This window comes from Streptomyces sp. NPDC097595 (assembly GCF_044761525.1).
GTDB classification, from domain to species: domain Bacteria; phylum Actinomycetota; class Actinomycetes; order Streptomycetales; family Streptomycetaceae; genus Streptomyces; species Streptomyces drozdowiczii_A.
On the sequence record NZ_JBIWCN010000021.1, the window covers coordinates 61,317 to 73,472 of the forward strand.

The following is a 12,156-nucleotide window of genomic DNA, read 5'->3' on the forward strand; positions in this document are numbered from 1 at the left end:
CCGAGGTAATTCGGTGCCGAACTACTTCTACACTGTGCCCATGCCCGAGAAGCGAGCCGCGCGTCTGCGCCCCGACGAGCGAAGGGCGCAATTGGTGGCGATTGGCGTGGACATGCTCGCCGATTGTTCCCTGGACGAGCTCTCCACCGATGCCGTGGCCCGGCGGGCCGGCATATCGCGCGGCCTGCTCTTCCACTATTTCGACTCCAAGCGCGACTTCTACCGGTCCGTGGTGCGCCAGGAGTGCGACGACTTCACCGCCGCCACCGAACCGGACGCCTCGCTGGACCCGGTCGCCTGGATGCGCGCGTTCATCGCCGGTTTCGTCGCGTACGTGACCGGGCGCCGCAAGATCTACCGCGCCCTCGTCCGGGGCGCCGCAGGCAGCCACCCCGCCGCCGGCGACATCGTGGAGGCCACCCGCGCCACCCTCGCCCGCCGGGTCGTGGAGGGGCAGCGCCGCCTCGGGATGGAGCCGTCGCCCCGGCTGACCCTGGCCGCCCGGGCCTGGCTCGCCTTCGCCGAGGAGGCGGTCACCGGCTGGCCGCTGGACGAGCCGGACGCGCTGGACGAGCTCCGCGCCTTCCTGGAGACGGGCTTCGTCCGCCTCCTGGGCAACCTCGACCGGCCGGCCGCCCTGGCCGAATAGCGCGGCGCCCCCGCTCACAGCAGCGCGAACTGCCCGTCCGGCCCCTCCTCCTGGTGGTCCAGGACCGAAGCGGGCCGCCGCGCCGCCTCCCCGACCGGCAGCACCCCCGCCGCCCGCAGCTTCTCCTCGCCGCTCCCCGGGCCCGCCGCCAGCGCCTCGGCCAGCGCCTCCTGACGGGGCCGCAGCTCGGCGAGGAGGGCGAGGAGCGTGACCAGGTCCAGCAGCTCCGAGGTCCACTCCTGCGGCCAGGCGCGCGGCCGGACCGCGTCGAGCCCCGCCGCGTCCGCCCCCGGCGCCCCGCACACCGAAGCCCGGCGCTCGAACCACAGATCGAGGACCCGCACCCCGCTCACCCGGAACTCCCACGCACCGGCGGGCACCGGTGAGACGCGGCCGGTGCCGAGGACGAGCACCCGCTCCTCGGCCTCGTACGACAGGGAATCCGGGACCGGCGGGACGGCCGCCCGCACGTAGGGGCGCTGCCCGCCCGGCAGCCGGGGGCGCTCCGCCCCGCGCGCCCCGCGCAGCTGGAGCCGCAGCAGCTCGCGGCCCAGCTCCACCCCCTCCGCCCAGCGCGCGGCGTCCGCCGGGAGCGGGACCACGCAGCCGGCCGGTGAGGGGCGGGCCGCCGCCAGGATCCAGGCGAGCACCGACTCGGCGGTGACCGCGTCCCCGTACCGGGCCCGCAGCGCGGGGAGCAGGCCCGGGGCGAGGTTGGGTTCGAGGCCGCCGGGGCGGCGGTACAGCGGGCGGACCCGGCCGGGGCGGCCGGCGGGGGAGTGGCCGTCGGGCAGCAGCGTGGTCACCGACACGGCGGGGCCCGGATCGTTCGGCACCCGGCCGTGCTCGACCAGGAAGAGCTGGTGGTCGTCGGCGACCCGCCACAGCTCGGGCCTGGCCGTGTCGATCAGGCGGTGGTCGGGCAGCAGCCACTGTTCGTCGTACGGCCCGTGCAGGATCCGTACCGGCGCCGGGCAGGGGCCGCTCTCGCGGGCGAAGCGGCCGGTGGCGCCGGACCGGCCGGGCAGCGCGGCCACGGCGCTCTGCTGCGTACGGGCGCGGGTCGGGGCGAACAGCCGCTCGCGCTCCTCGCCCGACGCCCGCACGAGGCGGTCCCAGCGGGCCCGCAGGGAGGCCGCGTCCGGGGCGGTCACCCAGGCGCGGCCGGTGCGCAGCGGGCGGACCGACCAGGGCATGAGGTCGTCCAGGAGGGGGCCGCGCGGGCCCTCGCCGGACCCGGCCGCTGCCGGTGCTGCCACCGTGTCGCCCTCCCCGCCTGCCGCCTTCCCTGGCATCGTAGAGGGGTCCGCCTGGTCCGGAGCACCCCTCAGTGCGCTTCCACCGTCACCGAGAACGAGAACCGGTCGCCCCGGTAGTGGATCCGGGCCACGTCGACCACCCGGCCGCTCTCGTCGTACGTGATGCCCGTGTAGTAGAGGATCGGGCTCAGCAGCGGGACGCCCAGCAGTTCGGCGGTGGGCGGGTCGGCGAGGCGGGCCTCGACCGTGTCGGTGATCCGGGAGATGGGGACGCCGACCCGGTCGCGCAGCACCTTGGTCATCGGCCACCGGTCGAGGTCCGCCGGGTCCAGGCCGGCCGCGACCTCCGGGTGCACCCAGTTCTGCGCCCAGTTCGTCGGCTCGCCGGTCGTCCCGTCGCACCGCAGCCGGCGGTAGCCGACGACCTCCGCGCAGCCCGGGAAGTGCTCGGCCACCTCGCCCGGGACCGGGACCGGGCCGTGGCCGAGCAGCGTGGAGCGCTCGCCCGACTGCTGGGCCACGATAGCGTCGATCGAGCCGAGCAGCCGTACCGGGGAGCCCCGGCGGGCGTGCGGCTCGATGAACGTGCCGCGCCGCCGGTGCCGGCTGATCAGGCCCTCCGCCTCCAGCTCCTTGAGGGCCTGGCGCATGGTGAGGACGCTGACCCCGTAGTGCGCCGCGAGCTGCTCCTCGGTGGGCAGCCGGAGCGTGGCGTCCGGGGCGCGGCCCAGTATGGACGCCCGCAGCGACTGCGAGACCTGGTACCACAGCGGCAGCTTGCGGTTCAGGACCAGCGAGTCGGGCGCGAAGGCGGTGCCCCGGGGCGCGGGGCTGTTCGCGGCGGGCTGCGGCACCTGGTCCTCCTGCATGCGTCGTCACCGGGCCCCGGGCGGGCTCGTCACGGCCTGAAGTTGCGGCTCAGACCCTGCCATACGTCGTCGTAGCCCTGCTGAAGGTGGTCCGCCGCAGCGGCCTGCGCGGTCGCGGTGACCGGCCAGCGGGTCTCGAACATGAAGGCCAGCCCGTCATCGATCTTCTGCGGCTTCAGCTCCGCCGCGCTCGCCCGGTCGAAGGTCTCCCGGTCGGGCCCGTGCGCGGACATCATGTTGTGCAGCGAGCCGCCGCCGGGCACGAAGCCGCCCTTTCCGGCCGTCTTCGCGTCGTACGCGCCCTCGATCAGGCCCATGTACTCGCTCATCACGTTGCGGTGGAAGTACGGCGGCCGGAAGGTGTCCTCGCCGACCAGCCAGCGCGGCGCGAACACCACGAAGTCGACGCCCGCCAGGCCCGGTGTGTCCGAGGGCGAGGTCAGCACCGTGAAGATCGACGGGTCCGGGTGGTCGTAGCTGATGGAGCCGATGACGTTGAACCGGTGCAGGTCGTAGACGTACGGGGCGTGGTTGCCGTGCCAGGCCACGACGTCGAGCGGGGAGTGGTCGTAGGTCGCCGTCCAGAGGTTGCCGCAGTACTTGTTGATCACCTCGACCGGGCGTTCCACGTCCTCGTACGCGGCGACGGGGGCGAGGAAGTCCCGTGCGTTGGCGAGGCCGTTGGCGCCGATCGGGCCCAGATCGGGGAGCGTGAACGGGCGGCCGTAGTTCTCGCAGACGTACCCGCGCGCGGTCTCGTCCAGCAGCTCGACCCGGAAGCGGACGCCGCGCGGGATCAGGGCGACATGGCCGGGCTCGGCGCGCAGCAGGCCCAGTTCGGTGCACAGCAGCAGCCCGCCGTGCTGGGGGACGATCAGCAGCTCGCCGTCGCTGTCGCTGAACACCCGGTCCGTCATCGCGGCGTTGGCGCTGTACAGGTGCACGGCCATGCCGGTGCGCTGCGCCGCGTCGCCGTTGCCGCCGAGCGTCCACAGCCCCGCCACGAAGTCCGTGCCGGGGGCGGGCTCGGGGAGCGGGTCCCAGCGCAGCCGGTTCGGGTCGGGCACGGTCTCGGTGAACGGGGCGGTGCGCAGCGCGCCGTTGTCCGCACGGACGAACGGGGGGTGCGCCGCCGAGGGGCGGATGCGGTACAGCCAGCTGCGGTGGTTGTGGGCGCGGGGCTCGGTGAACGCGGACCCGCTCAGCTGCTCCGCGTAGAGCCCCAGGGGGGCGCGCTGGGGCGAGTTGCGCCCGTGCGGGAGCGCTCCCGGCACCGCCTCCGAGCTGTGCTGATTCCCGAAACCGGTGGAGTACTCAAGCCCCTCCGCCGTCTTCCTCGCCTGCTCGATACCGCCCATGTGCGCTCCCGTCCGAAGGAATCCTATGCATAACCGTAGGAATGGAAGCGTGGCGCGTCAACGGCATTCGTCGTGCAGAAGGGGTTCAAAAAGCTGAACAATGCTCTACTCTCCCGCACATGTCGTGGACACGAAGACTTTTGGCGGTTCTGGCGGTGCTCGCCGCCGCACTGCTCGCGGCCCCCGCCGCCCAGGCGCACGAGGAACGGCCGGTCACCCTGCCCGACGGCACCGGCAGCGTCCCCGTGTACCGCACCGGCGAGCCCGACCTCCTGGTCTGCAAGACCGACCGGGCCGACTTCGAGCGCCGTATCTCGGGCTTCCCCGAAGCCCTGAAGGCGCGCAACCTCACGCTCTTCGAGCGGTGCCGCACCTCCGGCTACCGCCACCTCCAGCAGGCGGTCGACGCCGTCGACGCGCCCGGGAAGAACATCGCGATCCTTCCCGGCCTGTACGAGGAGGAGCCCTCGCTTCCCGCGCCGAAGGGGGAGTGCACCCGGCTCAAGGCCCCCGACTCCAAGCTGGGCTACCAGATCCTCAGCTACGAGCAGCAGGCCCAGTGCCCGCACAACCAGAACCTGGTGGCGATCCTCGGCAAGAAGGACCTCCAGATCGAGGGCACCGGCGCGGCCCGCACGGACGTCGTCATCGACGCCAAGTACCGCAAGCTCAACGCGATCCGCTCGGACAAGTCGGACGGGATCTACTTCAAGAACTTCACCGCCCAGCGCACCACCTTCAACTCGCTCTACGTCCTCGCCCAGGACGGCTTCGTCATCGACGACGTGCTGACCCGCTGGAACGACGAGTACGGCTTCCTGACCTTCGCCAGCGACCACGGCCTGTACAAGAACTGCGAGTCCTACGGCAACGGCGACTCCGGTATCTACCCCGGCAGCGCCTCCGACATCAACGACGGCTACGGCTACGACGTACCGCGCTACTCGATCGAGATCACCGGCTGCCGCAGCCACCACAGCATGGTCGGCTACTCCGGCACGGCGGGCGACTCCGTCTACGTCCACGACAACGAGTTCGACCACAACATGGGCGGCGCCTCGATGGACAGCGCCTTCCCCGGCCACCCCGGACTCCCGCAGAACCACGCCCGCTTCGAACGCAACCTGATCCACGACAACAACGCCGACTACTACCGCTACGTCGCCGACGGCACCTGCGCCGAGCCGCCCGCCGAGCGGGGTTACGAGGACGGCGTCGTCTGCCCGCAGATCTCCATGCCCCCGGGCACCGGCATCATCACCGCCGGCGGCAACTGGAACCGCTACGAGGACAACTGGATCTACGGCCAGAACCGCGCCGCGTTCTTCCTGAGCGCCGTACCCGCCTTCATCCGCGGCGAGAACGCCCTCGGCAAGCAGACCGACACCTCGCACCACAACCGCTACGCAGGCAACCACCTGGGCAAGGACAAGAACGGAAAGTCCCGCCCCAACGCCACCGACGTCTGGTGGGACGGCCAGGGCGACGGCAACTGCTGGCAGTCCGACACCGGCGCCTCGACCCCGCGCTCCCTACCCAGCTGCGGTACGGAGCGGGGAGACGTCTCCGGCTCCACCGACCGGCTCCTCGGCGAACCGGTCAAGCTCGCCCAGCTGCTGGTCTGCGCCGACTACGACGTCCGCGCCCGGCGGCTCCCGGCCGGCTGCGACTGGTACGGGGCACGCGGCATCGCCCGTATCGAGGTCCAGGCCGCCCTGGGCATCGCCGCGGTCCTCGTACTCGTCGGCGGGGTGCTCTGGTGGCGGCGGCTCCGCACCAGCCGGCTCGCCACGGTCGCGTCCGCCCTCGGCGTCATCGGCCTCGGCCTCGACGTGGCCGGGTCCACCATGGGCCTCGCCGCCACCTACGTCCCCGCCCTCGCACTGCTGCTCACCGGGCTCTGGTGGACCGGCATCGGCCTGGCGCTGCGTCCGGCGCGGCCTGTGTTCGGCTGGGTGACCGTGGTCCTGGGCGCGCTGACGCTGCTCGACGCGCTGGACAAGGGCGTGTTCATGATCCCGTGGATCCCGCTCAGCCCGGCCTGGGTACGGGGGCTGCTCGGCCTGGTCTGGGTGGTCTGGGCGGTGGTGGCCGCGGCCCGGCACGGGGAGCGCGCCGAAGGCCCGGACGGGGGTGCGGAGGACTCCGACGCGCCGGAGCCCGTGTCTGCCGCCCCCTCCGCGCCTGCCGCGCCCGCCCCCTCCGCGAAGCCCGACGCCACCGCTTCGGAAGGCGACCCCTCATGACCCGAGCCCGCCCCGCCCTCGCCCTGCTCACCGCCGCCGTCCTCGTCCTCGGCGCGGGCGCCTGCGGGGGCAGGGCCACCACCCACCACAAGCCCGGCACCAGCCACGCCGAGGACACCGGCAGCAACGGCCGCCTGCTGAAGGCCGACGACGGCGACGGCCACCGGCTCCGCCAGGTCGGCGCCGACGGCGCCCCCGAGGTGGACCTCGCCGTCCAGCCCGACTCGGAGGACGGCTGGAACGTCCACCTCACCGTGCGCAACTTCCGCTTCACCCCGGACAGCGTGGGCGGCGGCGCGCTCGCCGGACGCGGCCACGCCCGGCTCTTCCTGGACGGCCACCCGCTCGCCCGGGTCTACGGCGCCTGGTTCCACCTGCCCGCATCGCTGCTCCGGGCGGCCGGGGGCGGCACCCGCCTCACCGCGGGCCTGTACGCCGACGACCACACCGCCTGGGCCGTCGGCTCCGCCCCGGTCCGGGCCGCCGCCACGCTCGGCGACGCCTCCGCGAGCCCCGCCGCCCCGCCCGACGAGAACACCACCACCGTCGACATCACCCTCAAGGGCGGCAAGGTCAGCCCGGCCCCGGGCCGCACCGAGATCAAGAAGGGCCGCACCGTGCGCCTGCGGGTCCGCAGCGACCGGGACGACGTCCTGCACGTCCACGGCTACGACAAGGAGGCCAAGCTCCCCGCCGGGCAGACCGTCACGATCACCTTCACCGCCGACCGCACCGGCCTCTTCGAGGTGGAGACCCATGAGTCGGACCTCCTGCTGACCCAGCTCGTCGTCCGGTGACGGGCGCCCCCGCCCCCGGTGCCGTGCGCGTCCTCGCCCACGGGATCGGGGCCCAGCACGACCTGCCCCTCTCGCCCTTCTACGCCTTCGCCGGCGCCTTCGCCGCGCTGTTCGTCTCGTTCCTCGCGCTCGGCCTGCTCTGGTCGGACTCGCGGTTCAAGGGCGACACGGCGGGCCGCCCGCTCCCGGCCGCCGTCCAGCGCCTGGCCGACGCCCGCGCCACTCGGCTCACCGCCCGCGCGTTCGGCCTGGCCGCCGCGCTCTCCGTCGTGCTGTGGCTGCTCCTCGGCCCCGCCGACCCGGACCGCAACCCGGCGCCGGGCGCGGTCTACGTCCTCCTGTGGGTCGGGCTCGTCCCCGCCTCGCTGCTCCTCGGCCCCGTCTGGCGCCCGCTCAACCCCCTGCGCACCCTGCACCTCCTCGCCTGCCGGGCGCTCGGCCGCGACCCGGACACCGGCCGGCCCCTCCCCGTAAGCCTCGGGATGTGGCCCGCCGCGGCCGGGCTCCTCGCCTTCACCTGGCTGGAACTCGTCGCCCCCGACCCCGCCTCGCCCACCGCCCTGCTGGTGTTCCTCGGCGTCTACGCGGCCGTCCACCTCACGGGCGCGGCGGTGTACGGCGCCCCCTGGTTCGACCACGCCGACGCCTTCGAGGTCTACTCCGGCCTCCTCGGCAGGCTCGCCCTCTTCGGCCGCCGTCCCGCAGACGGGCGCCTCGTCGTCCGCTCACCGTTCAACGGGCTCGACGCCACACCCCGGCTCCCCGGACTCGTCGCCACGGTCTGCGTGATGCTCGGCTCCACCGCGTACGACGGCTTCTCCGACGCACCACGCTGGATCACCACCGTGCAGACCTCGGAGCTGGGCCGTACCACCACCGCCACTCTGGGGCTGCTCGGCGCCGTCGCCCTCGTCGCCACCCTGTACGGGCTCTGCGCCGGCGCCACCCGGCTCGTCTGCGGCACCCTGCCCCACCCGCTCACCGCGTTCGCCCACTCACTGGTGCCGATCGCGCTGGGCTACCTCGTCGCCCACTACTTCACGCTCTTCGCCACCGAGGGCCCGCACACCGTGCGCCTCGCGTTCGGCGCCGACCGGCCCACCGTGCCCGAACCACCCCTCGGGCCGGGCGGCGTCGCGACCCTCCAGGTCTTCGCCATCGTCACCGGCCACGTCCTCGGGGTCATCGCCGCGCACGACCGGTCCGTCCGCCTCATGCCGCCCCGGCGCGCCGTCATCGGCCAACTCCCGCTGCTCGTCCTGATGATCGCGTACACCGTGGGCGGGCTCGCCCTGCTCATCGCCTGACCGCCGCCATCAGCCCAGGAGGCCCACGGCATCATGGAAGGCGTGCCCGACACGAACAACCTCCGCCGCGCCCCGGTGCAGCAGCGCAGCGCCGAACGCCTCGCCCGCATCCTCGACGCCTGCGCCGGACTCCTGGACGAGATCGGCTACGAACAGCTGTCCACCCGGGCCGTGGCCCAGCGGGCCGGGGTGCCCATCGGCTCCGTCTACCGCTTCTTCTCCAACAAGCGGGCCCTGGCCGACGCGCTGGCCCGCCGCAATCTGGACAGCTACGCCGAGCGCATCACCGCCCGGCTGACCGCCATCGAGACCGCCGACTGGCGCGGCGCGATCGACGCCGTGCTGGACGAGTACCTGGCGATGAAGCGCACCGTCCCCGGCTTCGCCCTGGTCGACTTCGGCGCCCCCGCGCCCGACGAGGACCCGGCCGACGAGGCCAACCAGCGGGTGGCGTCCCGGCTCACCGCACTCCTCGCAGGACAGCTCGGCCGGGAGGCCGACGCGGACCTGCTGCGCGCGATCCTGGTCTGCGTGGAGGCGGCCGACGCCCTGCTCAAACTCGCCTTCCGCGGCGACCCGTCCGGCGACGACGCCCTCGTCGCCGAGACCCGCGAACTCATCCACGCCTACCTGGCCCGGAGGCTCGACTGAGCCCCCTGCGGCTGTGAATGCTGCCGGGGCGTACCCAACTTTGCGCGAGTCATTCCCTCACCGGGCGTAGTGGGCTAATTTCGGGCCACTGCTGCCGCTCCCCACCGCTCCATCACGAACCCTCCCGGGCGGAACCACATGACTCGCGCCATCACCCTGCACAACGTCAGCAAGGCATACGGACGGTCCCCGCGCGCCGTCGACCGTCTCTCGCTCTCCATCGACCCGGGCGAATTCGTCGTCCTGCTGGGCCCGTCGGGCTGCGGCAAGTCGACCGTGCTCCGCATGATCGCCGGTCTGGAGGACACCAGCGAGGGCGAGATCCTGCTCGACGGCGAACCGGCCAACCACCTCACCCCGCGCGAACGCGGCATGGCCATGGTCTTCCAGAACTTCGCGCTGTACCCGACCATGACCAACCGGGCCAACATCGGCTTCCCGCTGAAGCTGGAGAACCCGCGCGCCGACCACAACGAGCGCATCGAGAACACGGCCAGGATGCTCGGGATCGAACGCGTCCTGGACCGGCTGCCCGGCCAGCTCTCCGGCGGCGAGCGCCAGCGGGTCGCCATGGGACGGGCCATCTCGCGCCAGCCCTCGGCCTTCCTCATGGACGAGCCGCTGTCCAACCTCGACGCCAAGCTCCGCAACCACCTGCGCGCCGAGATAGCCCAGCTCACCAAGGAACTCGGCGTCACCACCGTCTATGTGACCCACGACCAGGCCGAGGCCATGTCCCTGGGCCACCGGGTCGCCGTCATGCGCGGCGGCGTCCTCCAGCAGGTCAGCCCGCCGCGCGAGGTGTACGCCCTGCCGGAGAACGTGTTCGTCGCCGCGTTCATCGGGACGCCCCGGATCAACCTCCTCCAGGCCGTGGTGCACGCGCCCCTGGAGGGCCGGATGTCCATCGACCTGGGCCGCCAGCGCCTCCCGCTGCCCGAACCGCTCAGCCCCGACCACCAGCTCCTGCGCATCCAGCAGGGCCGCCCGATCATCGTCGGCCTCCGCTCGGAGGCGGTCCGGATCGCCCCGCCCAGCCACGCCCGCCCGGGTGAGGTCGCGCTCAGCGGCATCGTGGAGCACGTCGAATACCAGGGCCACGAGGCGCTGGTCCACCTCAACACCGGCTCCCGGCCCGCCGTGGTCCCCGAGCTGGAATCGGCCCGCCCCGACCGGGGACCCGTGCGCAGGCGGCGCGGCGGCCAGGGCGGTACGGGGATGCTGGACCGGATCCGGGAGCGCGCCACCTCCTACGTCGGCGGGTCCGTCGCCGTCCTGGACGCGCCGGAGGCCGACGACCTGCCGCCGGGCATGCACAGCCCGGACCGCCCCGCCGTCACCGCGAGCGACCTGGTCGTGCGGACCGGGCCCGACATGATGCTGCGCACCGGCGGGCAGGTGCCCCTGCTGGTCGACCTCGCGCACCTGTACGTCTTCGACCACCAGGGCCGCCGCATCTGCCCGCTGCCGAAGGACGTGCCGGGGCTGGACATGTAGACGGGGGAGCCCGGCACGTGACGGGGGTCTCTGGCGCCTGAAAACTAACAGCGCTAGTTTGGGCTCCGGACGATCCCGTCCGTCACCGCGCCCGGGAGGAACAGCGATGAAGGCCCACGACGGTATGTACATCGGCGGCGCCTGGCGGCCCGCCGCGGGAACGGACACGATCGCGGTCGTGAACCCGGCGGACGAGCAGGTCATCGGCCATGTCCCGGCCGGCACCGCCGAGGACGTCGACGCCGCGGTACGAGCCGCCCGCGCCGCCTTCCCCGGCTGGGCCGCCACCCCGCCCGCCGAGCGCGCCGCCCGCATCGCCGCCCTCCGCGACGTGCTGGGCGTCCGCGCGGAGGAGATCGCCGAGACGGTCACCGCCGAGCTGGGCGCCCCGCCCGCGCTCGCCGTCTCCGTGCACGCGGGCCTCCCGGTCCTGGTCGCCGGGACGTACGCCGAGCTCGCCGCCACGTACGCCTTCGAGGAGCGGCACGGCAGCTCCACGGTGTACCTGGAGCCCGTCGGCGTGGTCGGCGCGATCACCCCCTGGAACTACCCGCTGCACCAGATCGTCGCCAAGGTCGCCCCCGCGCTGGCCGCCGGCTGCACGGTCGTCCTCAAGCCCGCCGAGGACACCCCGCTCACCGCCCAGCTCTTCGCCGAGGCGGTCGCCGAGGCCGGGCTGCCCGCGGGCGTGTTCAACCTGGTCACCGGCCTCGGCCCGGTCGCCGGACAGGCCCTCGCCGCGCACGAGGACGTCGACCTGGTCTCCTTCACCGGGTCCACCGCGGTCGGCCGGCAGATCGGCGCCACGGCCGGCGCCGCCGTCAAGCGCGTCGCGCTGGAACTGGGCGGCAAGTCCGCCAACGTGATCCTGCCCGGCGCGGACCTCGCCAAGGCGGTCAACGTGGGCGTCGCCAACGTGATGTCCAACTCCGGGCAGACGTGCAGCGCCTGGACCCGGATGCTGGTGGACGCGGATCGGTACGAGGAGGCCGTGGCGCTCGCGGCGGCGGCCGTCGCCAAGTACGCGCCCGGCGACCGGGTCGGCCCGCTCGTCAACGCCAAGCAGCAGGCCCGGGTGCGCGGTTACATCGAGAAGGGCGTCGAGGAGGGTGCCCGCCTCGTCGCCGGCGGCCCCGAGGCCCCGCTGCCCACCGGCTACTACGTCAGCCCCACGGTCTTCGCCGACGTCACCCCGGAGATGACGATCGCCCAGGAGGAGATCTTCGGGCCCGTCGTCTCGATCCTGAAGTACGAGGACGAGGACGACGCGCTCCGCATCGCCAACGGCACGGTCTACGGGCTCGCGGGCGCGGTCTGGGCCGCCGACGACGAGACCGCCGTGGCCTTCGCCCGCCAAATGGACACCGGCCAGGTCGACATCAACGGCGGCCGCTTCAACCCGCTCGCGCCGTTCGGCGGCTACAAGCAGTCCGGCGTCGGCCGCGAACTCGGCGCGCACGGCCTGGCCGAGTACCTCCAGACCAAGTCCCTCCAGTTCTGAGCCCCGTACCAGCCACCCTCAG

The 12,156-nt window shown here is 73.5% G+C and carries 10 protein-coding genes; 7 read left to right on the forward strand and 3 right to left on the reverse strand.

Features of this window, described 5'->3' with window-relative positions; genetic code table 11:
• The first annotated feature begins 40 nt into the window (after nucleotides 1–40).
• Nucleotides 41–649, forward strand: coding sequence for a TetR/AcrR family transcriptional regulator (locus ACIQZN_RS28205; RefSeq protein ID WP_403999508.1), 609 nt, complete (start codon nucleotides 41–43; stop codon nucleotides 647–649).
• A gap of 14 nt (nucleotides 650–663) precedes the next feature.
• On the opposite strand, the gene ACIQZN_RS28210 is transcribed toward ACIQZN_RS28205, so the two are convergent.
• The 3 genes from ACIQZN_RS28210 to hmgA are packed head-to-tail and all read right to left on the reverse strand — an operon-like array spanning nucleotide 664 to nucleotide 4,135.
• A complete protein-coding gene (locus tag ACIQZN_RS28210; RefSeq protein ID WP_403999511.1) occupies nucleotides 664–1,944 on the reverse strand; it encodes a type ISP restriction/modification enzyme in 1,281 nt (426 codons plus the stop codon).
• A gap of 32 nt (nucleotides 1,945–1,976) precedes the next feature.
• Nucleotides 1,977–2,777 (reverse strand): GntR family transcriptional regulator, encoded by an 801-nt coding sequence (locus tag ACIQZN_RS28215; protein ID WP_403999514.1) that lies wholly within the window; start codon nucleotides 2,775–2,777, stop codon nucleotides 1,977–1,979.
• 29 nt (nucleotides 2,778–2,806) lie between these two features.
• A complete protein-coding gene (hmgA, locus tag ACIQZN_RS28220) occupies nucleotides 2,807–4,135 on the reverse strand; it encodes a homogentisate 1,2-dioxygenase (protein WP_403999517.1) in 1,329 nt (442 codons plus the stop codon).
• 119 nt (nucleotides 4,136–4,254) lie between these two features.
• Here hmgA and ACIQZN_RS28225 point away from each other — a divergent pair, with 119 nt between their 5' ends.
• The 6 genes from ACIQZN_RS28225 (at nucleotide 4,255) to ACIQZN_RS28250 (ending at nucleotide 12,134) form a co-directional block, all read left to right on the forward strand.
• Nucleotides 4,255–6,381, forward strand: a complete 2,127-nt coding sequence (locus tag ACIQZN_RS28225) for a hypothetical protein (protein ID WP_403999520.1) — start codon at nucleotides 4,255–4,257, stop codon at nucleotides 6,379–6,381.
• Nucleotides 6,378–7,178 carry a hypothetical protein gene (locus ACIQZN_RS28230; RefSeq protein ID WP_403999523.1) on the forward strand — a complete coding sequence of 267 codons (801 nt, stop codon included), beginning with the start codon at nucleotides 6,378–6,380 and terminating at the stop codon, nucleotides 7,176–7,178. The genes ACIQZN_RS28225 and ACIQZN_RS28230 overlap by 4 nt, the downstream gene beginning before the upstream one ends.
• Nucleotides 7,175–8,485, forward strand: coding sequence for a hypothetical protein (locus ACIQZN_RS28235; RefSeq protein ID WP_403999526.1), 1,311 nt, complete (start codon nucleotides 7,175–7,177; stop codon nucleotides 8,483–8,485). Before ACIQZN_RS28230 ends, ACIQZN_RS28235 begins: the two co-directional genes overlap by 4 nt.
• Nucleotides 8,486–8,518: 33 nt before the next feature.
• Nucleotides 8,519–9,136, forward strand: a complete 618-nt coding sequence (locus ACIQZN_RS28240) for a TetR family transcriptional regulator (RefSeq protein WP_403999529.1) — start codon at nucleotides 8,519–8,521, stop codon at nucleotides 9,134–9,136.
• Nucleotides 9,137–9,274: 138 nt separating this feature from the next.
• Nucleotides 9,275–10,633, forward strand: coding sequence for an ABC transporter ATP-binding protein (locus ACIQZN_RS28245; RefSeq protein WP_403999532.1), 1,359 nt, complete (start codon nucleotides 9,275–9,277; stop codon nucleotides 10,631–10,633).
• A 106-nt stretch (nucleotides 10,634–10,739) separates the two neighbouring features.
• A complete protein-coding gene (locus ACIQZN_RS28250; protein ID WP_403999535.1) occupies nucleotides 10,740–12,134 on the forward strand; it encodes an aldehyde dehydrogenase family protein in 1,395 nt (464 codons plus the stop codon).
• Nucleotides 12,135–12,156 lie beyond the last annotated feature (22 nt).

What these genes read in the sequence shown, in the direction of transcription:
- ACIQZN_RS28205 (WP_403999508.1), top strand. Translation starts at nt 41, where the DNA reads ATGCCCGAGAAGCGAGCCGCGCGTCTGCGCCCCGACGAGCGAAGGGCG.
- ACIQZN_RS28210 (WP_403999511.1), bottom strand. Translation starts at nt 1,944, where the DNA reads ATGCCAGGGAAGGCGGCAGGCGGGGAGGGCGACACGGTGGCAGCACCG.
- ACIQZN_RS28215 (WP_403999514.1), bottom strand. Translation starts at nt 2,777, where the DNA reads ATGCAGGAGGACCAGGTGCCGCAGCCCGCCGCGAACAGCCCCGCGCCC.
- hmgA (WP_403999517.1), bottom strand. Translation starts at nt 4,135, where the DNA reads ATGGGCGGTATCGAGCAGGCGAGGAAGACGGCGGAGGGGCTTGAGTAC.
- ACIQZN_RS28225 (WP_403999520.1), top strand. Translation starts at nt 4,255, where the DNA reads ATGTCGTGGACACGAAGACTTTTGGCGGTTCTGGCGGTGCTCGCCGCC.
- ACIQZN_RS28230 (WP_403999523.1), top strand. Translation starts at nt 6,378, where the DNA reads ATGACCCGAGCCCGCCCCGCCCTCGCCCTGCTCACCGCCGCCGTCCTC.
- ACIQZN_RS28240 (WP_403999529.1), top strand. Translation starts at nt 8,519, where the DNA reads ATGGAAGGCGTGCCCGACACGAACAACCTCCGCCGCGCCCCGGTGCAG.
- ACIQZN_RS28245 (WP_403999532.1), top strand. Translation starts at nt 9,275, where the DNA reads ATGACTCGCGCCATCACCCTGCACAACGTCAGCAAGGCATACGGACGG.
- ACIQZN_RS28250 (WP_403999535.1), top strand. Translation starts at nt 10,740, where the DNA reads ATGAAGGCCCACGACGGTATGTACATCGGCGGCGCCTGGCGGCCCGCC.